We start from the raw sequence: 24,580 nt of genomic DNA on the forward strand, positions 1-24,580 counted from the left end.
CGCTTCGCGGCTACTCAACCCGCAGGGGTGGTCAGGGCAGCAGGCGCCTGACCACCGCATCCGCCAACAGCCGGCCGCGTCGTGTGAGCACGATGCGGCCGGCTATCGCGTTCCGCCCCTCGATGAGGTCGTCGGCGATGAGGCCCGCGACGGCGGCACGCGCGTCGGCATCGAGCACCTCGATCGGCAGCCCGTCGACGATGCGGCTGCGCAGCAGCACGTCCTCCACATGGCGCGTCTCGGCGTCGAGCGTCTCGCGACCCACCGCGGGCGAGACACCGCGGGCGAGCCGCTCGGCGTAGGCGGCCGGATGCTTCGCGTTCCACCAGCGCACCCCGCCGACGTGGCTGTGTGCGCCGGGCCCGATGCCCCACCAGTCCTGTCCCGTCCAGTAGGCGAGGTTGTGCCGGGAACGGTGCGCGGCATCCGTGGCCCAGTTGCTCACCTCGTACCAGCCGTAGCCCGCGGCGGCGAGCAGCTCGTCGGCGAGCTCATACTGGTCGGCCTGCAGCTCCTCGTCGGGCTGCGCCACCTCGCCGCGGGAGATCTGGCGCGCGAGCTTCGTGCCCTGCTCGACGATAAGCGCGTAGGCCGAGAGGTGGTCGGGATGCTGCGCGAGCGCGAGCTCGAGCGAGCGGCGCCAGTCGTCGAGGCTCTCGCCCGGCGTTCCGTAGATGAGGTCGAGGCTCACCTGGAGACCCGCGTCGCGCGCCCACCGCACGACGAGCGGGATGCGCGCCGGGTCGTGCGTGCGCTCGAGCGTCGCGAGCACGTGCGGCACGGCCGACTGCATGCCGAAGCTCACGCGCGTGAAGCCCGCCGCCGCGAGCTCGGCGAGGCTCTCGGGCGTGACCGAGTCCGGGTTGGCCTCGGTCGTGACCTCGGCGCCCGGCGCGAGCCCCCACGCGTCGCGCACCGCGTTGAGCATGCGGATGAGGTCGGCGGCCGGAAGCAGGGTCGGGGTGCCGCCACCGAAGAACACGGTCGAGGCCTCGCGGGCCGCGAGCCCCGCATCCGCGAGCACTCCGCGCGCGAAGGCCACCTCGGCGGAGGCCTGCTCGGCATAGTCGCTCTGCTTGACCCCGCGGATCTCGGATGCCGTGTAGGTGTTGAAGTCGCAGTACCCGCAGCGCACGCGACAGAACGGCACGTGCAGATACACACCGAGGTCGCGCTCGGCCGATCCCTCGGCCGCTGATGCCGGAAGCGCACCGTCGGCGGGGGCGGGATCGCCTACGGGGAGCGTGCTCGGCATCCGTCCATTCTCCCCCGCTGCGGCGGGCGCCGCTCGCGCGCTCAGGCGTCGCGCAGCGCGCGCAGGTAGCGGCGGGTGTAGATCGTCTGCATGAGCAGCACGGCGGGATAGGCGATCCCGAACAGCCAGGTCGCGGGCTTCGAGAACGCTCGGATGCGCAGCACGACGGAGTCATCGTCACGGTGCTCCACGAGGAACGCCTCCTCACCGCTCTCGGGATGTCCGGGAAGCGTGCCGTAGGCGAAGCCCGCCCGACGGGGCTCGTCGACGACGTAGACGACACGGCAGGGCACGTCGCGCGGCCACAGCGGCACCCGCATGACGACGGTGTCACCCGCGCGCAGCGGGCGGCCGCGCGCCTCGTCGACGACGCGGACCCGGATGCCGGATCCGGTCTGGATGCCCCACGCGAGAGTCGCGGCGCGGGCACGCGTGAACAGTTCGGGCCCGCGCCCGAGGAGGGCCACCCGCTCCACGCGGCGGTAGCCGGCAGGCAGTTCGCCGCGCGTCGCGGCGTGTTCCTGATAGCTGAGGGCGGCCAGCTCGGCGGACATGGACCCATTCTGTCGCCGACGAAGCGTTCGCGGGGTTTGGTGTTGCACGTCAGGTAGTTGATCAGATACAGTACTCGACATGGTTGAAGACTCCGACGCGTTCGCCGCAGACCTGCTCCGCGGCCATACCGACACGATCGTGCTCGGTGTGCTGCGGCGCGGCGAGAGCTACGGCTTCGAGATCTACAAGACGATCCGCGACGCCACCGGCGGCGCGCACGAGATCAAGGAGGCCACCCTCTACGCCACCTACCGCCGCCTCGAGAAGGACGGGCTCGTCGAGTCGTTCTGGGGCGACGAGACCCAGGGCGGCCGCCGCAAGTACTACCGCATCACCGATGCGGGCCGGAGTGTCTACCGCCGCAACGTCGCCGCCTGGAGGGCGACGCGCGACATCATCGACTCCTCCTCGACGCGCAGGCGTCAGAAAGGCACCACCCATGAACACCCAGCCCTCCCGCCCGGGCGGCACCGCCGTCCACCGCCTGCTCGACGAACTCTTCGCGGAGCTCCCCACCACGCCCGACGCGCTCGACCTGAAAGAGGAGATCCGCGCCAACCTCGTGGCGCGCGCCTCCGAACTCGAGGCGCAGGGCGCGAGCCCCGAGAGCGCCGCGCGCACCGCGGTCGACGAGCTCGGCGACGTGCGCGAGCTGCTCGCTGACGCTCCTGCCGAGCGCACGACCGCCGAAGTCGCCGCCGCGAACCGCGTGCGCCACCGCCCCGGCTTCGTGGTGCGCACCGTGCTCATCGCCATCGCCTCCGGACTCTCCCTCGTCGCGCTGTGGTTCGGCAGTTGGGATGTCTTCCCGCTCTCACTCGGCGGCGCGCTCACGCTCGCGGGTGTCGCATCCGTGGGTCTCGGGTTCATCATCGGCGACGCCCTGCACCAGGAGACCTCGGTGCACCACCCGATGCCCGCTCGACGCTCGTTGCTGTTCGGCCTCGCCGGCGGGCTCGTGATCGCGGGCATCACGCTCGGATTCGCCTTGCTCACCCAGGCGATCGACCCCACCTGGCTCATCGCTCCCGCCGCGGCCGCGATCGCCGGCATCGCGCTGTTCAGCTACCTCGGGGCGACGCAGACCAACCGCACCAAGGCCTGGGCACTCGAGCGCAGTCGCCCGCAGGGCGAGAGCTATCCGGGCGATCGCTTCGAGAAGGACCCGAAGGCCGCTGCCCGCTTCGGCATCTATACGATGATGATCTGGGTCTCGGCGTTCCTCGTCTCGATCGTGGTCTACTCCCTGACCGGATGGCAGTGGGCGTGGGTGCCGTACGTCGTGGGCTTCCTCGGCATGATGCTGCTGCTCACCCGGATGCTGTTCGGCGACCACGAGGAACGCACGGTGCGCGGCCCCGAGGCTCGCAGCGACCGCGAGGGTGGTGCACGATGAGCGCCGCCGCGATCGAGGCCGAGAACATCACCAAGACCTACCGCACGGGTCGTCACCGCAGCATCGAAGCCCTGCGCGGGCTGAGCTTCGAGGTGCCCGCCGGCTCGGTCTTCGGGCTGCTCGGGCCCAACGGCGCCGGCAAGTCGACGACCACCAAGATCCTCACGACGCTCTCGCTTCCGAGCTCGGGCACGGCCCGAGTGACGGGTGCCGACGTCGTGCGGGATGCCGCGACCGTACGCACGCGCATCGGCTACGTCTCGCAGGGGGCGAGCACCGATCCGCTGCTCACCGTGCGCGAGAACCTCGAACTCGCGGCACGCCTGCGCGGCATGCCGCGGAGTGAGGCGGCCCGGCGGGCCACCCGGCTCGTCGACGAGTTCGGACTGCGCGAGAACGTCGACCGCGCGGCGGGCAAGCTCTCCGGCGGCACACGCCGCCGGCTCGACGTGGCCACCGCCCTCGTGCACGCGCCGCGGGTGCTGTTCCTCGACGAGCCCACGACGGGTCTCGACCCCGAGTCGCGCGCGGCGATGTGGGGCGAGATCCGCCGCCTCGCCGGTCAGGAGTCGCTCACCGTCGTGCTCACGACCCACTACCTCGAAGAGGCTGACCGCCTCGCCGACCGCATCATGATCGTCGATCACGGCACGAAGGTCGTCGAGGGCACCCCCGCCAGCTCAAGGCGTCGCTCGCCGGAGACGGGGTGCGCGTCGAGCTCTTCGAACCGGATGCCGAACGCGCGCGCCGTGCTGCCGCATCCGTGCTGGGCCTGCGCGAGGTGCTCGTCGAGGTCTCGGGGCCGACGGCCGTGCTCATCGCACGCGCCGACGACGGCTCGGCCGCGCTCGGCCCGCTCATCCAGGCGCTCGATGCGGCGGGGCTCGCCGTAGGGGCCGCATCCGTGTCGGGTCCGACACTCGACGACGTCTATCTGCACCACGTGGGCCACAGCTTCGGCGGCGCCCACCCGATCGAAGGAGCCGCAGCATGACCACGCTCGCGCCCGCATCCGTTCCCGCTCCCCGCGCCCCGCGCGCGCATCCTGGGCCACCCAGACCGGCCAGGTGTTCCGCCGCTGGATCGTCGCCACCTGGCGGCAGGTCTGGGGTCCCGCCATGTCGCTGCTGCAGCCCGTGATCTGGATCGTGCTGTTCGGCCAGGTGTACACCGCGCTCGGCAGCCTGCCGGTGTTCGCCGACGGCGGCTACATCGCCTACCTCGTGCCCGGCATCCTCATGATGACGGTGCTGTACTCGGGCGCCTGGGCGGGCACCGGCTACATCGACGACATGAACTCGGGCGTCATGGATCAGCTGCTGAGCGCGCCGATCTCGCGCAGCGCGATCATCACGGGGCAGCTGCTGCAGCAGCTCGTCATCAACGTGCTGCAGTCGGCGATCGTGCTCGGCATCGGCGCTCTCGCGGGCGCGCGCTACCCCGGCGGCGTCGTCGGCATCCTGTTCGCACTCGTGGCGGCGACACTGCTCGCCACCGTGTTCTGCTGCGCGTCGACGGCTGTGGCTCTCATCACGCGCAACCAGGTGGCGCTCATCGGGCTCTCGCAGATGATCGTGCTTCCGGCGACCTTCCTCTCGACCACGATGATGCCGGCGGCGCTGCTGCCCGACTGGGTGCAGGCCGTCGCGCGCTGGAACCCGATGACCTGGGCGGTCGAGTTGGCCCGCACGGGGCTCGACGGCACGCTCTTCAACGGATCAGCGGATGCGGGGCTGCTGCTGGCACAGGGCGGCGCCCTGCTGGGGCTCGCCGCGCTCGCCTTCGCCTGGACGCTGCGCGCGATCCGCGGGTATCAGCGCTCGCTCTGAGCCTGGTCAGCGCGGGGTCGGCAGCGGCCCGAGCAGTTCGTGCAGGTAGCGCCGTACGAGCCACGCCTGCACGAGCCGCAGCGCGGGCCGTACGGCGCTCCAGAAGCCGCCGGCCGGCCTCGAGAAGATGCGCACCGTGAGCCACACCGAGTCGTCGTCGCGGCGCTCCACCACGAAGAGCTCCTCGCCCGCGAGCGGATGTCCGGGGAGGGTTCCGAAGGCGGCGCCGCGTCGGTCGGGCTCGTCGAGCACGTAGACGACACGCACCGGGAACGCGCGCGGCCAGAGCGGCGGCTTCAGCATCCCGGTGTCACCGGCGCGCACGAGCGCGTCGCCCTCGGGCGTGTAGAGCACCTCGGACTCGGCGCCCACGGTGGCGGGTTTGACGGGATTGCCCTCGGCGTCGAACGAGACGGGCAGGTAGCTGGCCTCGGTGGCCTCGGCAGGCGCCTCGATCGGGGTGACCCGGAACCCGGCGCCGCGTTGGATGCCCCAGCTCATGACGCGCGTCCACGCGTACTCCCAGCGTTCGGGACCGTGGCCGACGCGGATGCGGCGCTCGAGCGGGCGGTACCCGCGCGGCGGATACTGCAGCAGATCGGCAGCCTGCGTCGCCCCGACGGCGCCGTAGGTGACCGGCACGCGCCACAGCTCGGCGGGGTCACCGGCAGCGGTCGACGCGGGTGCTGTCGACCGTCGAGGGGCGTCGCCGGGGGCGCGGACGCGCTGGTCACCGGTCGATTCTTCCAGAAAACGTCGAATCCGCCCCTCGGCGCCGGCTTACGACGCCGAGGGACGGGGTTCCGGGCGAGGATGCGGCGCCGGGGCTCCTCGGAGCGGCCGGCACCGCTGCCTCAGAATCCGGCGGTGATGCGGGTGAACTCCCAGTCCGCCTGTGCGATGCCGCTGCAGGCGGACTGCACACCGCCACCCGCGCATCCGCGGTCACGGTTGACCGACCAGAAGGTGAAGCGCGCGAGGTCCTTCGACTGCGCCCAGTCGCGGATGCGCGTCCAGGTGTCGGGGGTCGTGAGCTCCTGCTGATCGGAGAGCCCGTTCATGCCCGAGATGCCGATGTGCTGGTAGGCGGTGGCCTCACTCCAGCCGTAGACCGCCCGCAGGTGCGCGTTGAGCCCCTGCGTCGCCCCGACCGTCGCTGCGTACATGTCGCCGCCTCCGAAGTCGAACGGCATCTGCGTGAAGACGTCGATCGGAACGCCCAGGTCCTTGGCGCGCTGCACGAGCCGCTTGCCGTAGTAGTTCGGCCCGGTCGGCGAGGTTCCGAAGGTGACGATCGTCGTGATGCCGGGGTTGTTCTGCTCGATGATCCCCAGCGCCCCCAGGATGCGATCCTGCACGACCTCGTTCTCGAACTCGTCGGAGTTCTCGATGTCGATGTCGATCGCGGTCAGGTCGAACGCGTCGATGACCTTCTGGTAGGCACCGGCGAGCGACGCCGCATCCGGGCAGTTCGGCCCGAGCTTGTTGCCCGACCAGCCGCCGAAGGACGGGATGATGCTGCCGCCGGCCGCGTAGATCTGCTGGATGTACTGCGCGTGCACCCCGCCCGTGATGCCGCTCTCGCCGTCCCAGGCCGGGCTGCAGCCGTTGGCGAGCACGAAGGCGAGGGTGAAGGTGCGGATGCCGGTGGCGTTCATGACGGTCGACGGCGCCGGCGGGTTACCCCAGCCCGGGTAGACGTAGGGTGCCGCGGCCTGTTCGGTATTGACCGGCGGATCGGTGGGATCCGTCGGGTCGGTGGGATCCGTCGGATCTTCCCCGTCGCCGCACACGCCCTCACCGGCCCAGACATCCCATTGACCACTGTGGGTGGCGGGGTTCTCGTTCTGGGTCCACCACTTCGCGCGGTAGTTGTGCCCGTCGTACGAGGCATGATCGTCACCCCAGTACACGGTGCTCGGCGACCACGCGGGGTAGCAGTCGGCGGCGCTCGCCGCACTCGCCGGCACCACGACGCCCGCAAGTGCCACGGCGGCGACCGCGAACACGGCGAACAGGGAGCGACGCCCCCGCTTCCTCTGAGTTGCTGAATTGCGCTTCATCGCGCTCTCTCCTCTCGTGTCACCCTGACCACCGAGAGAGGGACGACTTCGGGCCCCGCCGCCGCTCCGATTAGTTAGTACTCCTTACTAATTGGTGACGAGTGCTAGCTTTCCGCGAATCGAGTGACACGAGTCAGCATTCCCAGGTGATTGCCAGGAATCCACTCGTAGCTGTTGCCGCCTACTCCTCGCGGAGCTCCCACGGCACGTCATCGGCGTCGAGTTCGATCGGTACGGCGGGCGGCTTGTCAAACGGGCCCGGCTCCGGTCCCATCCCGTAACCGAGCTTCGCGATACCTTCGACCCCCGACGGACCGCCGCCGACCATACGGCGACGCAGGCGTCGTAATCCCCCGAGCGGCGCATCCGTCTCGGTCACCAGCCGCACCGCGCTGCGCGCGTAGGCACGCTGGAAATACGGCTGCAGCATCCGGATGCCGGGCCACAACACGAGCCACCACCCGCCCGAGATGCGCGACACGGTGCGCGTGACGAACCAGATCGAGCCGTCGGGGTCGCGTTCGACGAGGAAGCACTCCTCCCCCGTGATTGGATGCCCGGGCCGCGTTCCGTAGCCGAAGCCACGCCGGTCGGGCTCGTCGGCCACCCAGATGACGCGCACCGGCTCGTGCACCCGCATCCAGCCGTAGCGCGTCTCGTAGTCTCGCCCCTCGACGACGACCGGGTCGTCAGGCGTCACCGTGAAGCCGATCGCCTGCTTGATCGCCCACCCCGAGACGACCTCCACGGCGCGTCGCCAGATCCGCTCGCCCTCACCGAGCGGCACGCGCTGCTCGCGCAGACGCAACCCCGGCGGCACCGCCGCGCCCGGCCGCGCGGCGCGGGGTGCGTCGTAGCTCAGGCCGTCGGCCGACATCCGCTACTTCTTCTCTTTCGCCTTCTCGGTGTCGCCTGAGAGCGCGGCGATGAACGCCTCCTGGGGCACCTCCACGCGTCCGACCATCTTCATGCGCTTCTTGCCCTCCTTCTGCTTCTCGAGCAGCTTGCGCTTGCGGGTGATGTCACCGCCGTAGCACTTGGCGAGCACGTCCTTGCGCATCGCGCGGATGTTCTCGCGCGCGATGATGCGAGCCCCGATCGCGGCCTGGATAGGCACCTCGAACTGCTGGCGCGGGATGAGCTCGCGCAGGCGCGTGGCCATCATGGTTCCGTAGGCGTAGGCCTTGTCCTTATGCACGATGGCACTGAAGGCATCCACGGTCTCGCCCTGCAGCAGGATGTCGACCTTCACGAGCTCGCCGGGCGCCTCCCCCGCGGGCTCGTAGTCGAGCGACGCGTAGCCCTGCGTCTTCGACTTCAGCTGGTCGAAGAAGTCGAACACGATCTCGCCGAGCGGCAGGGTGTACTTCAGCTCCACCCGGTCTTCGCCGAGATAGTCCATCGACTTCATCGTGCCGCGCCGCGACTGGCACAGCTCCATGATCGCGCCCACGTAGTCCTTCGGCGCGAGGATCGACGCCGAGACCATCGGCTCGAGCACCTCGGCGATCTTGGTGCCGGTCGGGTACTCGGATGGGTTGGTGACGGTCACGGTCTTGCCGTCGTCGGTCGTCACCTGGTACGGCACACTCGGCGCGGTCGTGATGAGGTCGAGGCCGAACTCGCGGCTGAGGCGCTCGGTGATGATCTCGAGGTGCAGGAGCCCGAGGAACCCGCAGCGGAAGCCGAAGCCGAGCGCGACCGAGGTCTCCGGCTCGTACTGCAGGGCGGCATCCGACAGCTTCAGCTTGTCGAGAGCCTCGCGCAGCTCGGGGTAGTCACTGCCGTCGATCGGGTAGATGCCCGAGAACACCATGGGCAACGGGTCGGTGTAGCCGGGAAGCGGATCGGGTGCGGGCTTCGCCGCGGACGTCACGGTGTCGCCCACCTTCGACTGGCGCACGTCCTTCACGCCCGTGATGAGGTAGCCCACCTCGCCGACCCCGAGGCCCTTCGACGGCACCGGCTCGGGCGAGCTCACGCCGATCTCGAGGATCTCGTGCGTGGCCTTCGTCGACATCATCTGCACGCGCTCGCGCGGGTTCAGCTGCCCGTCGACCATGCGCACGTAGGTGACCACGCCGCGGTAGGAGTCGTAGACGGAGTCGAAGATCATGGCGCGGGCCGGCGCGTCCGCGACGCCGACAGGCGCGGGAATGCGCTCGACGACCCGGTCGAGCAGCTCCTCGACGCCCATGCCGGTCTTGCCCGACACGCGCAGCACGTCATCCGGGTCGCCGCCGATCAGCTGGGCGAGCTCCTTCGCGTACTTCTCAGGGTCGGCCGCCGGCAGGTCGATCTTGTTGAGCACGGGGATGATCTCGAGGTCGTTCTCGAGGGCCAGGTACAGGTTCGCGAGCGTCTGCGCCTCGATGCCCTGTGCCGCATCCACCAGCAGAATGGCTCCTCGCACGCCGCGAGGCTGCGGCTCACCTCGTAGGTGAAGTCGACGTGGCCGGGGGTGTCGATCATGTTGAGGGCGTAGGTGTCGGCGCCCGCCTGCCACGGCATCCGCACCGCCTGGCTCTTGATGGTGATGCCACGCTCGCGCTCGATGTCCATGCGGTCGAGGTACTGCGCGCGCATGTCGCGGTCGGAGACGACTCCGGTGATCTGCAGCATGCGGTCGGCGAGCGTCGACTTGCCGTGGTCGATGTGCGCGATGATGCAGAAATTCCGGATGCGCGACGGATCGGTCGCAGCAGGCGGCAGGGGCTTCAGGGCGCGGGGTGACATATCCGGACGATTCTCCCATGAGCGGGGGCGACGCGTTGCCCGAACGGAGCACGGTCGGCGGGAGCAACCGCATCACCGGGCGGCGAAACGCGGATGCGGCGGGAGCAACTGCCCCCGCCGCATTGCAGCTATGCCGCCCGCGCTTCTCAGAAGACGTCGAAGAAGTCGGGGCCCCAGCCGAAGCCCATGCCCCAGAGGGCGAAGGGCGCGGCGATCGCGAAGCCGAGGATCGCGACGACGAGCCAGCCGAAGGTGCCGACGAAGCCGAGCACGATGCCCCACGTCGACATCGTGCGGCCCTGCGGCTCGCGCGAACGGGCGAGGAAGCCGAACACGATCGCGAGGATGCCGGCGATCGCCCAGCCCGTCGGGATGGAGGCGATGCCGAGCACGAGGCTCGCGATGCTGAATCCGTTGCTGGCGGATGCGGGGGCGCTCGACTCGGTGCGCGGTGCGGCGTACGGGTTCTCGGGCGCGGCGGTGGCGGAGGGCTGCTCCGCGGTGGGGGTGGAGGTTGTATCGGTCATGCATCCAGCGTCGCGTCGCCGCCGTGCACGCGGTATCCGGGCAACCCCGGATGCGCTGGCGGTCACCCGTCGCCGCGGAGGGCGGCTCGCTGCCGCGTTGGCGGGTGCCCATGTGAACTGGTAACGTAGACCTTTGGATTTCGACCTGTGTCGCTTCGCGGCGCTGTTCGATCTATCAGTTTCCGCGTGACCCACAACACGCGATTCGCCGGGATGCGCCCCTCTACCGCAGACGGCACTCACCATCCGTTCCACAACGAAAGAGATCCATGGCGAACATCAAGTCGCAGATCAAGCGCATCGGCACCAACAAGAAGGCCGAGGAGCGCAACAAGGCTGTCAAGAGCGAGCTCAAGACGGCCGTGCGTCGCACGCGCGAGGCCATCGCCGCGGGCGACAAGGCCAAGGCCGAGGCCGCTCTGGCCACCGCCACCAAGAAGCTCGACAAGGCTGTGAGCAAGGGCGTCATCCACAAGAACCAGGCGGCGAACCGCAAGTCGTCGATCGCCTCGCAGGTCTCCGCGCTCTAAGCTGAGTTCTCGCGTCACGGGCCTCGCACCTTCGGGTGCGGGGCCCGTTTCCGTTGCGGCGGGGCGGCATCCGCTTCCCAACTCAAGGAGCTGCGCGGCCCAAATCAAGGAACCGCTGAGGCTGCTGCGACCTGCTGAGGCGGATGTTGGCGTTTCGGCACCGGTGGTCCTTGATTTGGGCTGCCCGGTTCCTTGATTCGGGAGCCTGGCTCCTTGATTTGGGATGCGAGGAATCGCGCGACCGGCCGGCGCGCGCGCGTGGCCAACGGGTCAGGCGCCGCGGGAGGCGATGACGGTGACCATGCGCTCGAGTGCGTAGACGGGGTCGCGGCCGGCCCCCTTCACCTGGGCGTCGGCGGCGGCGAGCGCCTCGATCGCACGGGCGAGGCCCTCATCCGTCCATCCCTGCAGGTCGCGGCGAGCCCGGTCGACCTGCCAGCCCTGCAGCCCGAACTGGCGCGCGAGGTCGTTGGACGAGCCGCGGGCGCCCGCGAGCTTCGCCATGGTGCGCACCTTCATGGCGAAGGCGGCCACCATCGGCACGGGGTCGGATCCGGATGCGAGGGCGTGCCGCAGCAGGCCGAGCGCCTCGCCGGGGCGGCCGGCAATGGCGGCATCTGCAACCGCGAAGGCGGTGACCTCGGCGCGACCCGCGTAGTAGCGGTCGACGGTCTGCTCGGTGATGTCGCCGTCGGTGTCGGAGATCAGTTGACGGCAGGCGGCAGCCAGCTCGGCGAGGTCGTCGGTGAAGGCCGACACGAGCGCGCGCACGGCTCCGGGGTGGCCTTGCGCTTGGCGGCACGGAACTCGGCCGCAGCGAAGTCGATCTTGTCGCCCTCGCGCTTGAGCTCGGCGCACACCACCTCGACGCCGCCTCCGCTACCGCCGCGGATCGCGTCGAGCAGCTTCTTGCCGCGCACCCCTCCCCGTGCCGCAGCACGAGCACGGTGTCGTCGGCCGGGGCGTTGAGGTAGCCGAGGGTCTCTTCGAGGAACGCGTCGGTGGCCTTCTCGACCTGGCTCACCCGGATGAGGCGCGGCTCGGCGAACAGCGACGGGCTCGCGAGGGTGAGTAGCTCACCCGGCGCGTAGGCACCCGCGTCGATGTCGGAGACCTCGAGACTCGGATCGGCATCGCGCATCTTCTCGCGGATCGCGCGGATCGCGCGCTCGGCGAGCAACTGCTCCGGGCCCGTCACCAGCACGACGGGCGCCGGATCCACGCTGTGCCACGCGAGCTGCGGGATGGCGGTCTTCGTGCTCTTCGTGGGAGTGCGTGCCGCCATACGGCCAGCCTAACGAGGGCCGGTGACGCCGGCCGCCACCGCTGCGCGACGCCAGGCGACGAACCAGGCGAGCACGCCGAGGAACGGCACAGCGGTCAGGCCAGAGCGGGAATCCAGGCGACAAGGGGATAGGAGAGCAGGAGACTCACCGCGAGGAGAACGACTCCCACGACCGCGATGCGACCAAAACCCGGAGTGCGTGCGAGGAGCGCGATGATCGTGGTCGCGACGGCAAGCACGACGACGAGAACCGTCACGAGGGTTCCCATCGCTGCGCGATCTGATTCGAAACAATTGCGCGCCGGCGGGTAGATCGCCGTGCAGACCTCTGGGCCGAGGGGAACCGCCACCGCCCAGATGAGCACGAGAGACGCCGCCGCGAGCAGCACAGCGAGGGCCGTGAGCAGCCACGACCGCATCGGCACCGCGACGCGAGGCGAACCCGCTTCCGTCATGGGGCCACCCTAGCGAGCCGTCCAGACCCGCGGCGGGTCGCCCGGCTCGGCGGGCGGGGCCACCAGGATGAGGCCGTCGAGGTCGGTGCGGAACGCGGCGGTGCCGGATGCGGAGAGCGCCTCCAGCGCGCGGTCGGTCGGGTGGCCGTAGTCGTTGTCGGCACCCACGCCGATGAGACCCACGGATGCCGCCGCACGCGCGTAGAGCTGCTCGCTGAAGTCGCGGGAGCCGTGGTGCGCGACCTTCAGCACATCGACCGACGGCGGGTGCGCGAGGCTCGACATGCGCTGCTGCGACTCCTCATCGAGATCGCCCAGCAGGAGCGCGCTGAGGCATGCGTCGCATCCGACGCCGGGGGTCGTCAGCAGCGTGACGCTCGCCGGATTGCCCGGCTCGACACCGCGCGGTGGCGGCCAGAGCGTCTGCCACTCGAGTGCACCGATGCGCCCCGACATGCCCTCCTGCCCCTGCACCAGCTGGGCGCCGCCCGCGCGCAACTCGTCACGCAGCCGCTCGTCGTCGCTCTCCCCCACCGGACCGACGAGGGCGATGTCGACCCGGCCGAGCACGGCATCCGTTCCTCCGACGTGGTCATGGTCGTAGTGGGTGAGCACGAGCAGGTCGATGTGCGCGATGCCGAGGTCGTCGAGACAGGCGGCGAGCAGTGCGGGGTCGGGTCCGGTGTCGACGAGCGCCACGACGCCCTCGGAGCGGACGAGCGTCGCATCGCCCTGACCGACGTCGCACATGGCGTACTGCCAGTCGGCGGGGCGCGAGGCGATGGCCGCGATGCGGATGCCGGCGACCGCCCCGAGGTAGCCCAGCATCCCGACGCACACGACCCCGGCGGCGATCCGGCGCAGCCGTGAGCCGGGCGGGCCCAGCACCGCGGCGAGGGTCGCCACGCTCAACGCGACCAGCACGAGCACCCCGACCAGGTCACCCGGCCACGGCAGGCGCGCGCCCGGCAGCTCGGATGCGACGCTGGCGACCGCGGCGACCCACGACGCGGGAAGCCAGGCGATCGCGGCGAACCCCTGCGCGAGCGGCGGCGAGAGGGGCGCCACGAGACACGCGACGAGCCCCACCACAGTCGCGAGAGGTGCAGCGGGGCCCGCCAGCAGGTTCGCGGGCACTCCCCACAGCGGCAGCGTCGGGCTGAGCAGCAACAACACCGGCTGGCACGCGAGCTGCGCCGCTGTCGGCACGGCGAGGGCGAGCGCGAGCGGCCGCGGCATCCACCGCCCGAGCACGACCGCGAGGGGCCCGGCGAGCAGCAGCAGTCCCGCCGTCGCGAGCACCGAAAGCGCGAAGCCATACGATCGCGCGAGCCAGGGGTCGACCACCAGCAGCACGATCACGGCGAGACACAGAGCCGGCACCCCGCGCGCGCCGCGCCCGAGGGCGAAGGCGAGCAGCACGATGCCGCCCATCACCGCCGCCCGCAGCACGCTCGGCTCGGGTGTCACGAGCACCACGAAGCCGCCGAGCGCGGCGAGCGACACCGCCACGCGCCACGCTCGCGAAAGCCCGATGAGGGCGCACAGTGCGAAAGCCGCCCCCGTCACGAGCACGCAGTTGGCACCGGATACCGCGGTCAGGTGGGTGAGGGATGCCGCCTTCATCGCGGCATCCAAGGGCTCGTCGACCCGGCTCGTGTCACCCACCGCGAGGCCCGGCAGTAGACGCGCGCCGTCGCCCGGCAGCTGCTCACTTACTGCGACGAGGCCGGCTCGCAGCGCCGAGGCCGCGACCAACGCCGGAGGCGCGCGCCCGACCCGCGTCGCATCCCCCTCTGCGAAGGCGAGGAACGCGATCTCGTCGCCGGGCTCGGCCGTGACCACCCGGGCACGCACGCGCCAGGTCTCGCCGAGCTGCGGAGCCGCCGCCGACTCGAGGAACAGCAGCACGGATGCCGCCCCCGCCCCCGGCGCGTCGCTCAGCACCGCGCGCCCCGGCAGGCGACCCTCGCGCAGGCCACCCGTCGCGGTGACCTCGAGTTCGACGGACGCACCGCCCGCCGCGTCGACGAAGGCGGAAGGCGTGCGCGCGGGAGCCTGCGTGGCGACCACGGTTGCGACCAGTGCGGCTGCGGTGAGCGCGATCGAGGCCGCGACGAGGAAGCGGAGCCCGGTCGCGGCCACCACCGAGAGGGCGGCGGCGGCCCAGAGGATGGCTGCCACGACGCCGAGCGGCGCGTCGGGGGCGAGGCCGATGAGCACGCCGCCCGTGGCCCAGGCGGCGAGCGCCGCGGGCAGGAGACGGAGGTCGGAGCGCCGCTCCTCACCCACCCTGCACCACCAGGGGCGCAGGGCCTCGACAGTCTTGGAGCCGATGCCGCTCACGGCCAGCAGATCGTCGACCGAGCTGATCGGACCGTTGGTCTCCCGCCAGTCGATGATGCGCTGCGCCATCGCGGGGCCGATGCGCGGCAGAGTCTCGAGGGTTGCGGCGTCGGCGGTGTTGAGATCGACGCGGCCATCGGCAGCCGTGCCGGGCGCCGACGCCACCGCCTCCCCGATGGCGGGCACCGCGAACTGCTCCCCGTCGCTCAACGGCCGGGCGAGGTTCACTCCGCCCTGATCGGCCGCGTCCGTCATGCCTCCCGCGGCCGCGATCGCATCCACGACCCGATCGCCCTCGCGCAGCTCGTAGAGCCCGGGCCGCGCGACCTCGCCGAGCACGTGCACGAAGATGGGCGAGGTCGCACCGACGACCGGTCCCGCGTCGCTCGGCGGCGAGGACGACACCAGTTCCCGCTCGGCGCCACGAGGCGTCACCACCGTGATGAACACGGCGATTGCCGCCCCCGCGAGCAGCACGATGAGCGCCGCCCCGACCCCACGTCGCACCCGGGCGCGGGAGGTGCCGGGGTCGGGGCGGGCGCTCACCTGGGAAGGCTAGGCGGGCGCGCCCGACCCCGAGGGGGCACGGATGCCGATCGGTGGAGTACTAGCGGCGGGTCGCGATGTTGACGACACGAGGGGCACGCACGATGACGTTCACCACCTCGCGCGCGCCGACCGCACGCTGCACGGCATCCGAGGCACGTGCGAGCGCCTCGAGCTCGTCGGGCGCGATCTGCGGCGACACCTCGAGCCGATCGCGCACCTTGCCGTCGACCTGCACGATCGCGGTCACCGACTCCTCGACGAGCAGTCGCGGGTCGGCCTTCGGCAGGGTCTGCAGCGCCACCGTCGGCTCGTGTCCGAGTGTCGCCCACATGTCCTCGGCCGTGTACGGCGAGAACAGCGACAGCAGGATCGCGAGCACCTCGGCGGCCTCCCGCACCGCGGGGTCAGCCCCGCCGACGCCCGAGTCGATCGCCTTGCGCATCACGTTGACGTGCTCCATGAGCCGCGCCACGAGCACGTTGAACTTGAACGACTCGACCAGCCCCGGCACGTCCGCGAGCAGGTGGTGCGTCGCGCGGCGCAGGGCGACATCCCCCGAGCCGAACGCGACACCGGGCTCCGAGGTCACATCGTTCGCCACGCGCCACGCGCGCGCCAGGAACTTCGCCGACCCGGCGGGCGACACATCCGCCCAGTCGATGTCGTCTTCGGGAGGACCCGCGAACGCCATCGTGAGGCGCACCGCGTCGACACCGAACTCGTCGAGCTGGTCGGAGAGCCGCACGAGATTGCCGCGGCTCTTCGACATGGCCGAGCCGTCCATGAGCACCATGCCCTGGTTGAGCAGTGCCGAGAAGGGCTCCGTGAAGTTCACATAGCCCAGGTCGAACAGCACCTTCGTGATAAAGCGCGCATAGAGCAGGTGCAGGATCGCGTGCGTCACGCCGCCCACGTACTGGTCGACGGGGGCCCACTTCTCGGCCATCGCGGTGTCGAAGGCCTGATCCTCATCGTTCGGCGACAGGAACCGCAGGAAGTACCACGAGCTGTCGACGAAGGTGTCCATCGTGTCGGGATCGCGGCGGGCGACGGTGCCGTCGGGCAGCGTCACGTTCACCCAGTCGGATGCGGCCCCCAGCGGCGAGGTGCCCTTCGGCTGCAGGTCGAGGCCTTCCGACGGCGGCAGGGCCACCGGCAGCTCCGACTCGTCGACCGGGATCTCGCGGCCGTCGTCGGTGTGCAGGATCGGGATCGGGGTGCCCCAGTAGCGCTGGCGGGAGATCAGCCAGTCGCGCAGCCGGTAGGTCTTGGCGGCACGGCCGGTGCCGGCCTCTTCTAGCAGCTCGATCACGCGACGGATGGCGTGCTGCTTGCTGAGCCCGTCGAGCGGACCCGAGTTGATCATGCGCCCGTCGCCCGCAAGCGCCTCGCCCGTGACCGACGGGTCGATCGAGGCCAGGTCGCGCACGGCATCCGGGTTCTCGAGCATCTCGGGGGTGACCACCGGAATCGCGCCCGTGATGGGTGCCGTCACGTCGACGACGACCTTCACCGGCAGCCCGAACGTGCGCGCGAAGTCGAGGTCGCGCTGATCGTGCGCGGGCACGGCCATGACCGCACCGTGCCCGTAGTCGGCCAGCACGTAGTCGGCGGTCCACACCGGGATGCGCTCGCCGTTCACGGGGTTGATCGCGTAACGCTCCAGCGGGATGCCGGTCTTCTCGCGTGCCGCATCCTGGCGCTCGATCTCGGTCGACTTCTGCACCTGGGCGAGGTAGTCGGCGAACGCCACCTGCACCTCGGGCGTCGAGCCGGCAGCCAGCTCGGCGGCCAGCTCCGAGTCCGGGGCGACGACCATGAAGGTCGCGCCGAACAGCGTGTCGGGGCGCGTCGTGAACACCGTGACGGGCTCGTCGCGACCCTCGATCGTGAAGTCGACGTCGGCACCCACCGAGCGCCCGATCCAGTTGCGCTGCATCGCGATGACCTTGCTCGGCCAGCGCCCCTCGAGCTGGTTCAGGTCATCCAGCAGCCGGTCGGCGTAGTCGGTGATCTTGAAGTACCACTGGGTGAGCTTCTTCTTGACCACGACGTTGTCGCACCGCTCACAGCGCCCGTCGACCACCTGCTCGTTCGCGAGCACGGTCTGATCGAAGGGGCACCAGTTCACCCAGCTCGCCTTGCGGTAGGCCAGGCCCTTCTCGTAGAGCTTCAGGAACAGCCACTGGTTCCACCGGTAGTACTCCGGGTCGGAGGTGTGGATGACGCGGTCCCAGTCGAAGCTCGTCGCGTAGCGCCGCATCGAGCTGCGCTGCTGCGCGATGTTGTCGTAGGTCCACTCGCGCGGGTCGATTCCGCGCTTGATCGCGGCGCCCTCGGCGGGCAGGCCGAAGGAGTCCCAACCGATGGGGTGCAGCACGTTGAAGCCCTGCAGGCGCCAGTAGCGCGCGATGATGTCGCCCAAGGCATACGCCTCGGCGTGGCCCATGTGCAGGTCGCCCGAGGGGTACGGGAACATGTCGAGCACGTACTTGCGGGGGCGCGTGTCGTCGGAGGTGTCCGTCGAGAAGGGCTTCATCTGGTCCCAGAGCGGCAGCCAGCGCTCCTGGATGCGGCGGAAGTCGTATCCCGACGTCTCGGACTGCTCGTGCTGGCTCACTGACCCTCTACCTCTCACGCATTACTGCAACCTTTACAGCGTAGTCAACGTTCCCAGGGGCGCTGGTTTCGAGACGCGTCGCCCGCTGCGCGGTCGGCGCTCCTCAACCCGCGGGGCACGCGTCGCCCGCTGCGCGGTCGGCGTCAGCCGGCAGAGAGGGCATCGAGCAGGGCGGCGGCCTTGAGACGGGCCTCGTCGAGCTCGGCCCGCGGGTCGGACCCCGAAGTGATGCCGCCGCCGGTGCCCACGGATGCGCCGTCGGGGTCGAGCACGATCGTGCGGATGGTCATGGCCAGATCGGCGGAGCCGTCGGCCGCGAGGTACCCGAACGCACCCGCGTAGGGTCCCCGGGCGCGCTGCTCGAGCCCGTCGAGCACCTCGATCGCGCGGAGCTTGGGCGCCCCCGTCATGGAGCCCGCCGGGAAGCACGCGGCGATCGCATCCACGACCCCGGCATCCGGCAGCAGCCGCCCCTCGATGGTCGAGACGAGCTGGTGCACGTGCGGGTAGGACTCGACCTCGAGCAGGCCCGTCACCGCGACGGTGCCGAGCTCGCACACGCGCGAGAGATCGTTGCGCATGAGGTCGACGATCATGAGGTTCTCGGCCCGCTCCTTCTCGCTCGCCACGAGCTCCTCGCGCAGCCGGGCGTCGTGCTCGGGCACCGGGTCGCGGCGGCGGGTGCCCTTGATGGGGCTCGTGCGCACGAGGCCATCCGGGGTGACCTGCAGGAAGCGCTCCGGAGAGGCGGCGACGAGCGTCGTCTCGCCGATGCGCAGGATGCCGCCGTGGTGCGTCGCGCTCGAGGCACGCACCGCGTCGAACACCTCGAGGGCGTCGAAAGCGCCTGCGACGCGCGCCTCCGTCGTGAGGCACAGCTGGTAGGCCTCGCCCTCGTGGATCGCGGCACGGCAGGCGTCGATGTGGGCGAGGTAGCGGGCGGGGGTGTCGTGCCAGATGACGGGCGCGGTGACGGGCGCGGTGGCGACGCCGGTTTCGAGACGCGTACCGCCTGCGGCGGTGCGCTCCTCAACCAGCTGAGTGGCGCGATCCCCATTCGGACCCTCAACCAGTTGCCTCGAAACCGCCGTCGCGAGCGTGGAGACGGTGCGATCCCGCCACGCCGCGAGCTCACCCTCCCATTCGGTGCCGAGCGCGAACAGCGTCGCCGAGCCGTCCCCCTCGACCGCCACGAGCCGATCCACCCGCAGGAACGCCGCATCCGGATGCCGCCCCCGCACACGCACCGCCGCGCCCGTCGTCTCGCCGCGCAGCTCGTAGCCGAGCCACCCGACGAGGCCCAGGGGAGGCCCTCGAGCGGTGCATCGAGGTGCAGGTCCGCGAGCTCGCGACGCAGCGTGGACAGCACCTCGCCCGCGGGCAGCGCCACCCGGTTCCCCGTGCCGAGGAAAGCCCGGCCACCGGGCCCCGAGTCGAGCCAGAAGGCGTCGCCGCTCGAGTGGAGAGAGGCGAAGACGGTGCGCGCGTCGAATCCGTCGCCAAGCGGATGCCGCAGGAGCCGGAGACGCATAGCCTGATCCTATGAGCGCGCCTGCCACCGCCCCGGCGGCCACGACCTCGTTGTGGCGCCGCGGCGAACTCGAGCCTCGTGACGACTGCGACGTCGCGCCCGCGATCGTCGAGGTCGCCGACTCCTGGCTCGTCGAGCAGGGCACCGCGCGCGGCCTCGAGCTGCACCGCGAACGCTTCGTGACCTCGATCCCGCGCTCCCGCGTGCGCGAGCTGGGCGCCGACGACCACGGCCTCGATGCGTTCTGGGATGCGGCGATCGCGAGCATCCCGCGTGAGGGCGCGTGGTTCCCGCGCGTCGAACTGCGCGAGCAACTCGGGATGCCGCAACTGCTGTTCCGCCTGCGCGAGGCGCCCGCGCTGCAGCGGTCGGTGATCCTCACGACGCACACCGGGCGCGACCCGCGCACCGCGCCGCTCATCAAGGGACCCGATCTCGGGTCGATGGTGCGCCTGCGCACCGAGGCGCAGCGGCGCGGAGCCGACGAGGCGGTGCTCGTGAGCCCCGACGGTCACATCGTCGAGGGCTCCACCACGAGCATCCTGTGGTGGGAGGGCGGCACGCTCTGCATCGTCGATCGTTCGCTGCCGCGCATCCTCGATCACCGAGCGCACGATCGTGGCCCTGGCCACGGCACTCGGCATCGAGGTCGAGGAGCGCCGCGCGCACCCCGAAGACCTCGACGGGCGCGAGGTGTGGGCGGCCAACGCGCTGCACGGCATCCGCATCGTGACCGCGTGGCACGCCGGGCCCCTCTCGACCGCCGAGGAGCCCGGCCGACTCTCGCGCTGGCGGCTGCGCATGGACGCGTTGCGCCGCCCGCTCCCCGGGCAGGCTCGGGATGCTGCCCCTCCCCGGTGGTCCGGCGGACGGCCCCATCGCGTGAACTGGTTCAACGACGTCCTGACCGCGCTGCTCGACGCCGTGCAAGCGGTCGACCCTGTGCTGCGCACGCTGCTCGCCGGTGTCGGCATCTTCCTCGAGACCTCGGTGCTCATCGGCCTCATCGTGCCGGGCGACACCATCGTGATCGTCGCGGCGACGGCCGTCGACAGCCCGGCGGAGTTCCTCGCCCTCGTGGTGGTCGTGATCGTCGGAGCCCTCGGCGGCGAGTCGGTCGGTTTCGCCCTCGGGCGCTTCTTCGGTCCACGCATCCGGCACTCGAGACTCGGGCGGCGGCTCGGCGAGCACAACTGGCGACGCGCCGAGTACTACGTCGACCGGCGGGGCGGCATCGCCGTCTTCGTCTCACGGTTTCTGCCAGTGCTGCACTCGCTCGTTCCGCTCACGGTCGGCATGAGCACGATGCGCTACCGCCGCTTCATCGCCTGGACGCTGCCGGCGTGCGTGCTCTGGGCGAGCGCCTACGTGTCGGTGGGCGCACTCGCGGCCGGGTCCTACCGCGAGCTCGCGGATCGCCTGCACGGAGCCGGCTACATCTTCGTCGCGATCATCGCGGTGTTCGTCGTGGCGGTCGTCATCGCCAAGAAGCTGCTCGAGCGCTCGCAGGCACGTCACTGGATGCGTGCGGGTGACGGGGACGCCAACACACGCGAGGACGCGGAGGACTGAGAGACCCCGGAACCTCGGGGATGAGGCTCCGGGGTCTCGAGACGCCGCCTTCGGCGGCTCCTCGACCAGCGGGCGAGCGCGCCGGCGACTCCTCGACCAGCGGGCGAGCGCGCGGTTAGATGAGCCCCTGCTCCGTGAGCCACGCCTTCGCGAGGTCAGACGGCGACTTCTGGTCGACCGTCGACTGCACGTTCAGGTCGACGAGGCCCTCGGGGGTGAGCTTCGCGCTCACGGCGTTGATGACATCCGCGATCTCGTCCGCGATGTCGACGTTCACGAGCGGCACGACGTTCGAGGCGAGGAACAGGCCCTCGGGGTCGTCGAGCGTCACGAGGTCATCGGTCTGGATGCGAGGGTCGGCGCTGTAGACGTCGGCGAGGTTGATGGTTCCCGCGACGAGGTCTTCCACGGTCGTGTCGCCGGTGGCCTGGAACTGCACGGTCACGCCGTAGAGGTCCTTCAGCCCGCTCGGACCGTAGGGGCGCTGTTCGAGCTCGGGCGCGCCACCGAGCACGACCGGAACGTCGACCGAGGCGAGGTCGGCGATGCTCGTCAGCCCGTACTGATCGGCGAAGGACTTCGTGACGTTGTACGAGTCCTGGTCGGTCGCGGGCGACTGGTCGAGCACCGTGAGCCCGTCGGGCAGGGCGTCCTTCAGCTCGGCGTAGACATCATCCGGGGTGGTCGCGGTGGTGTCGGGCGCGTAGAACTGCAGCAGGTTGCCCGTGTACTCCGGGAAGAGATCGATCGATCCGTTCTCGATGGCGGGGATGTAGGCGTCGCGCTGGCCGATGTTGAAGTTGCGCTCCACGGTGTAGCCCGCGTTCTCGAGCGCCTGGGCGTAGATCTCGGCGATGATCTCGTTCGAGTAGTAGGCCTGCGAGCCGATCACGATGGTGTCGCTGGAGCCATCCCCGGGATTCGAGCTGCCCGAGTCGAGCGGGTCGCCGGAAGCACACCCTGAAAGGGCCAATGCCGCCCCAACCACGACCGCACCGAGTGCGAGCCGGCCCTTGTTCCGTGCTGTGAACATGCTGTTCTCTCTTCTCTTATTTGGTGACGGCTGCCACCGCCGCGCGGCGCCGGGACGGCGTCTCACGGAGTTCTGATACGCGCCCGACGGCGACACCGCGCGGCACGACGAGGTGTTGCACGATGGCGAAGACGCCGTCGAGCACGAGCGCGAGGGCGAGCACGACGATCGCGCCGCCTAGGATCTGGGTGAAGTCCCGAAGCGGCAGGCCCTGGATGATGTAGTAGCCCACACCGCCGAGGTTCACGTAGGCGGCGATCGTCACGGTCGCGACGACCTGCAGTGTGGCCGAGCGCAGCCCGCCGATGAGCAGCGGCAGCCCGAGCGGCACCTCGATGCGCCAGAGGATCTGCCACTCGGTCATGCCCATCGAGCGCCCCGCGTCGATCACCCGGCGGTCGATCGCCTCGAAGCCCGTATACGCGCCCGCGAGGATCGAGGGGATCGCGAGCAGCACGAACGAGGTGACGGCGGCCTCCGGCTTGTGCAGCACCCCGAAGACGAGCACGAGCAGCACGAGCAGGCCGAAGGAGGGCAGGGCGCGCGCGGCCCCGAGATCGCCACCGCGACCTCGCGCCCGCGGCCGGTGTGACCGATCCACCAGCCGAGTGGTACCGCGATGGCGGCCGCGATGACGACCGAGACGAAGGTGTAGAACAGGTGCTGGCCGATCGCGAGGGGAAGCGGCAGCGAGCCCGTGAGCCGCTCGGGCGAGAAGATCCACGCGAACGCGTCGAGGAAGAGGTTCATCCCGCGCCTCCCACTCGGAGCGGAATCCGCTCGATCGGCGTGCGCGCCGTGCGCCGGGGCGCCCACGGCATGAGGAGCCGCCCCGCGAGCACGAGCAGCAGGTCGATCACGAGCGCGATCACCATCACGGCGACGACGCCCGCGAACACCTCGACGAGGATGCGGCGTTGCAGCCCGTTCGTGAACAGGTACCCGAGGTTGTCGACGCCGATCAGGATGCCGACGGTCGCGAGCGCGATGGTCGATACGGCCGTCACCCGCAGCCCCGCGAGCACGACGGGGCCGGCGAGCGGGAACTCGACGCCCCAGAATCGCCGCCACGGGCCGTAGCCGACCGCCACGGCGGCCCGCCGCACGTCCGGATCGACCGAGCCCAAGGCATCCGCGACCGAACGCGTCATGATCGCGACGGCATAGATCGTGAGCGCGATCACGAGATTCGCCTCGGAGATGTAGAGAACCCCGAACACGCTCGGCAGGATCGCGAAGAGCGCGAGCGACGGGATCGTGTAGAGCAGCCCGGTAACCGTGAGCACGAGCCCGCGGGTGAGCCTGAAGCGGAAGGCGACCCAGCCGAGCGGGATCGAGATGAGCAGGCCGATCGCGATGGGCAGCAGACTCTGCCGCAGGTGGTCGAGGGTGAGACCTGCGATGAGCTCGAGGTTGTCGAGCACCCAGCTCATGCGCCGCCCTCGACGAGCACGCCCTGGGTGCGGCCCACGGCATCCACGAGCACCGTGCCCCGCGCGGTCTGCTTGGCACGCAGCGCGCGGGCCCCCGCTCCACGCCGATGAAGGAGGCGACGAAGTCGTTCGCCGGCGCTTCGATGATCTCGGATGGCGATCCCACCTGGGCGATGCGCGCACCCTCCTCGAGAATCACGACCTGGTCGCCCAGCAGGAAGGCCTCATCGACGTCGTGCGTGACGAAGACGACGGTCTTCTCGAGATCGCGCTGCAGGCGGATCGTCTCCTGCTGCAGTTCGGCACGCACGATGGGGTCGACGGCGCCGAACGGCTCGTCCATGAGCAGGATGTTGGGGTCGGCCGCGAGGGCCCGCGCCACCCCGACGCGCTGCTGCTGGCCGCCCGAGAGCTGACTCGGATAGCGGGCGGCGAGCGAGCGGTCGAGCCCGACGGTGTCGAGCAGCTCGAGGGCCCGCTCGCGGGCGGCCGCGCGCCGCACCCCGTCAACACGGGAACCGTCGCGACGTTGTCGATGACCGTGACGTGCGGCAGCAGACCGCCGTTCTGCATGACATAGCCGATGCTGCGCCGCAACTGCACCGGCTCGCGGTCGCGGATGCTCTCGCCGTCGATCTCGATGTCGCCCGAGCTCGGGTCGACCATGCGGTTGATCATGCGCAGCAGGGTGGTCTTGCCGCTGCCGGAGGAGCCCACCAGCACGGTCGTCTTGCGTGCCGGGATCACAAGACTGAAGTCGTCGACCGCGACGGTGCCGTCGGCAAACTCCTTGGTGACCGAACGGAACTCGATCATGCTCGCCCCTCGCCGGGTCGGCTCAGGGGTGACCGACCCACATCCACCC

The 24,580-nt window shown here is 70.6% G+C and carries 17 protein-coding genes and 6 pseudogenes; 7 read left to right on the top strand and 16 right to left on the bottom strand.

Annotated features, from left to right (window positions below; all coding sequences use genetic code 11):
* Positions 1 to 31: 31 nt before the first annotated feature.
* Entirely contained in the window at positions 32 to 1,255 is a 1,224-nt protein-coding gene (hemW, locus tag QQK29_RS16705) for a radical SAM family heme chaperone HemW (RefSeq protein ID WP_284301740.1), read from the bottom strand.
* Positions 1,256 to 1,296: 41 nt separating this feature from the next.
* Complete coding sequence (locus QQK29_RS16710) at positions 1,297 to 1,809, bottom strand: DUF1990 domain-containing protein (protein WP_284301741.1); 513 nt, start codon at positions 1,807 to 1,809, stop codon at positions 1,297 to 1,299.
* A gap of 79 nt (positions 1,810 to 1,888) precedes the next feature.
* On the opposite strand from QQK29_RS16710, the pseudogene QQK29_RS16715 reads away from it, so the two are divergent.
* The 4 genes and pseudogenes from QQK29_RS16715 to QQK29_RS16730 all read left to right on the top strand — a co-directional run.
* A pseudogene (locus QQK29_RS16715) lies at positions 1,889 to 2,110 on the top strand (PadR family transcriptional regulator); the annotation flags it as partial.
* Positions 2,111 to 2,249: 139 nt separating this feature from the next.
* Positions 2,250 to 3,206: a permease prefix domain 1-containing protein gene (locus tag QQK29_RS16720; protein ID WP_284301742.1), complete on the top strand. Its 957-nt coding sequence runs from the start codon at positions 2,250 to 2,252 to the stop codon at positions 3,204 to 3,206.
* Positions 3,203 to 4,099 (top strand): ABC transporter ATP-binding protein, encoded by an 897-nt coding sequence (locus tag QQK29_RS16725; RefSeq protein ID WP_284301744.1) that lies wholly within the window; start codon positions 3,203 to 3,205, stop codon positions 4,097 to 4,099. The genes QQK29_RS16720 and QQK29_RS16725 overlap by 4 nt, the downstream gene beginning before the upstream one ends.
* 174 nt (positions 4,100 to 4,273) lie before the next feature.
* Positions 4,274 to 5,035: an ABC transporter permease gene (locus QQK29_RS16730; RefSeq protein ID WP_431308750.1), complete on the top strand. Its 762-nt coding sequence runs from the start codon at positions 4,274 to 4,276 to the stop codon at positions 5,033 to 5,035.
* A 6-nt stretch (positions 5,036 to 5,041) separates the two neighbouring features.
* Here the strand turns inward: QQK29_RS16730 and QQK29_RS16735 are convergent, their stop codons facing one another.
* The 5 genes and pseudogenes from QQK29_RS16735 to QQK29_RS16755 all read right to left on the bottom strand — a co-directional run bounded on the left by QQK29_RS16735 (position 5,042) and on the right by QQK29_RS16755 (position 10,361).
* Positions 5,042 to 5,677: a DUF1990 domain-containing protein gene (locus tag QQK29_RS16735; RefSeq protein ID WP_284301745.1), complete on the bottom strand. Its 636-nt coding sequence runs from the start codon at positions 5,675 to 5,677 to the stop codon at positions 5,042 to 5,044.
* A 212-nt stretch (positions 5,678 to 5,889) separates the two neighbouring features.
* On the bottom strand, positions 5,890 to 7,098 hold the full coding sequence (locus QQK29_RS16740) for a carbohydrate-binding protein (RefSeq protein ID WP_284301747.1): 1,209 nt from the start codon (positions 7,096 to 7,098) through the stop codon (positions 5,890 to 5,892).
* Between the two features lie 181 nt (positions 7,099 to 7,279).
* Positions 7,280 to 7,975 carry a DUF1990 domain-containing protein gene (locus QQK29_RS16745; RefSeq protein WP_284301748.1) on the bottom strand — a complete coding sequence of 232 codons (696 nt, stop codon included), beginning with the start codon at positions 7,973 to 7,975 and terminating at the stop codon, positions 7,280 to 7,282.
* 3 nt (positions 7,976 to 7,978) lie between these two features.
* A pseudogene (gene lepA / locus QQK29_RS16750) lies at positions 7,979 to 9,834 on the bottom strand (translation elongation factor 4).
* Between the two features lie 146 nt (positions 9,835 to 9,980).
* On the bottom strand, positions 9,981 to 10,361 hold the full coding sequence (locus tag QQK29_RS16755; protein ID WP_284301749.1) for a DUF4190 domain-containing protein: 381 nt from the start codon (positions 10,359 to 10,361) through the stop codon (positions 9,981 to 9,983).
* A gap of 269 nt (positions 10,362 to 10,630) precedes the next feature.
* On the opposite strand from QQK29_RS16755, the gene rpsT reads away from it, so the two are divergent.
* The gene (rpsT, locus tag QQK29_RS16760; protein WP_284301750.1) at positions 10,631 to 10,891 is read left to right on the top strand and encodes a 30S ribosomal protein S20; all 261 of its coding nucleotides are present in this window, start codon (positions 10,631 to 10,633) and stop codon (positions 10,889 to 10,891) included.
* A gap of 270 nt (positions 10,892 to 11,161) precedes the next feature.
* Here rpsT and holA read toward each other — a convergent pair.
* The 5 genes and pseudogenes from holA to QQK29_RS16790 all read right to left on the bottom strand — a co-directional run bounded on the left by holA (position 11,162) and on the right by QQK29_RS16790 (position 19,720).
* Positions 11,162 to 12,176, bottom strand: a pseudogene (gene holA / locus QQK29_RS16765) (DNA polymerase III subunit delta).
* Positions 12,177 to 12,271: 95 nt separating this feature from the next.
* Positions 12,272 to 12,631, bottom strand: coding sequence for a hypothetical protein (locus QQK29_RS16770; protein WP_284301751.1), 360 nt, complete (start codon positions 12,629 to 12,631; stop codon positions 12,272 to 12,274).
* A gap of 9 nt (positions 12,632 to 12,640) precedes the next feature.
* Positions 12,641 to 15,523 (bottom strand): ComEC/Rec2 family competence protein, encoded by a 2,883-nt coding sequence (locus QQK29_RS16775; RefSeq protein ID WP_348533895.1) that lies wholly within the window; start codon positions 15,521 to 15,523, stop codon positions 12,641 to 12,643.
* A gap of 61 nt (positions 15,524 to 15,584) precedes the next feature.
* Positions 15,585 to 18,146, bottom strand: a complete 2,562-nt coding sequence (leuS, locus tag QQK29_RS16785) for a leucine--tRNA ligase (RefSeq protein WP_284301752.1) — start codon at positions 18,144 to 18,146, stop codon at positions 15,585 to 15,587.
* A gap of 143 nt (positions 18,147 to 18,289) precedes the next feature.
* Positions 18,290 to 19,720 (bottom strand): anthranilate synthase component I family protein, encoded by a 1,431-nt coding sequence (locus QQK29_RS16790; RefSeq protein ID WP_488803250.1) that lies wholly within the window; start codon positions 19,718 to 19,720, stop codon positions 18,290 to 18,292.
* Here QQK29_RS16790 and QQK29_RS18845 point away from each other — a divergent pair.
* Both QQK29_RS18845 and QQK29_RS16795 read left to right on the top strand, forming a co-directional pair.
* Positions 19,689 to 20,240 (top strand): annotated as a pseudogene (locus QQK29_RS18845) (aminotransferase class IV); the annotation flags it as partial. The gene QQK29_RS16790 and the pseudogene QQK29_RS18845 overlap by 32 nt on opposite strands.
* Positions 20,241 to 20,559: 319 nt before the next feature.
* The gene (locus QQK29_RS16795; protein ID WP_284302028.1) at positions 20,560 to 21,249 is read left to right on the top strand and encodes a DedA family protein; all 690 of its coding nucleotides are present in this window, start codon (positions 20,560 to 20,562) and stop codon (positions 21,247 to 21,249) included.
* Between the two features lie 115 nt (positions 21,250 to 21,364).
* Here QQK29_RS16795 and QQK29_RS16800 read toward each other — a convergent pair whose 3' ends face one another.
* From QQK29_RS16800 to QQK29_RS16815, 4 genes and pseudogenes are all read right to left on the bottom strand, one after another.
* On the bottom strand, positions 21,365 to 22,282 hold the full coding sequence (locus QQK29_RS16800) for an ABC transporter substrate-binding protein (protein WP_284301754.1): 918 nt from the start codon (positions 22,280 to 22,282) through the stop codon (positions 21,365 to 21,367).
* A 16-nt stretch (positions 22,283 to 22,298) separates the two neighbouring features.
* Positions 22,299 to 23,032 (bottom strand): annotated as a pseudogene (locus QQK29_RS16805) (ABC transporter permease).
* Complete coding sequence (locus QQK29_RS16810) at positions 23,029 to 23,715, bottom strand: ABC transporter permease (RefSeq protein WP_284301755.1); 687 nt, start codon at positions 23,713 to 23,715, stop codon at positions 23,029 to 23,031. Before QQK29_RS16810 ends, QQK29_RS16805 begins: the two are co-directional and overlap by 4 nt.
* A pseudogene (locus QQK29_RS16815) lies at positions 23,712 to 24,531 on the bottom strand (ABC transporter ATP-binding protein). Before QQK29_RS16815 ends, QQK29_RS16810 begins: the two are co-directional and overlap by 4 nt.
* Between the last annotated feature and the right edge of the window lie 49 nt (positions 24,532 to 24,580).

This window comes from Homoserinibacter gongjuensis, from assembly GCF_030161875.1.
Classification (GTDB): Bacteria; Actinomycetota; Actinomycetes; order Actinomycetales; family Microbacteriaceae; genus Homoserinibacter; species Homoserinibacter gongjuensis.

Bases quoted from the DNA above. Each gene is read 5' to 3' on its own strand.
- hemW (WP_284301740.1), bottom strand. From the start codon at position 1,255: ATGCCGAGCACGCTCCCCGTAGGCGATCCCGCCCCCGCCGACGGTGCG.
- QQK29_RS16710 (WP_284301741.1), bottom strand. From the start codon at position 1,809: ATGTCCGCCGAGCTGGCCGCCCTCAGCTATCAGGAACACGCCGCGACG.
- QQK29_RS16720 (WP_284301742.1), top strand. From the start codon at position 2,250: ATGAACACCCAGCCCTCCCGCCCGGGCGGCACCGCCGTCCACCGCCTG.
- QQK29_RS16725 (WP_284301744.1), top strand. From the start codon at position 3,203: ATGAGCGCCGCCGCGATCGAGGCCGAGAACATCACCAAGACCTACCGC.
- QQK29_RS16740 (WP_284301747.1), bottom strand. From the start codon at position 7,098: ATGAAGCGCAATTCAGCAACTCAGAGGAAGCGGGGGCGTCGCTCCCTG.
- QQK29_RS16745 (WP_284301748.1), bottom strand. From the start codon at position 7,975: ATGTCGGCCGACGGCCTGAGCTACGACGCACCCCGCGCCGCGCGGCCG.
- QQK29_RS16755 (WP_284301749.1), bottom strand. From the start codon at position 10,361: ATGACCGATACAACCTCCACCCCCACCGCGGAGCAGCCCTCCGCCACC.
- rpsT (WP_284301750.1), top strand. From the start codon at position 10,631: ATGGCGAACATCAAGTCGCAGATCAAGCGCATCGGCACCAACAAGAAG.
- QQK29_RS16770 (WP_284301751.1), bottom strand. From the start codon at position 12,631: ATGACGGAAGCGGGTTCGCCTCGCGTCGCGGTGCCGATGCGGTCGTGG.
- QQK29_RS16800 (WP_284301754.1), bottom strand. From the start codon at position 22,282: ATGTTCACAGCACGGAACAAGGGCCGGCTCGCACTCGGTGCGGTCGTG.
- QQK29_RS16810 (WP_284301755.1), bottom strand. From the start codon at position 23,715: ATGAGCTGGGTGCTCGACAACCTCGAGCTCATCGCAGGTCTCACCCTC.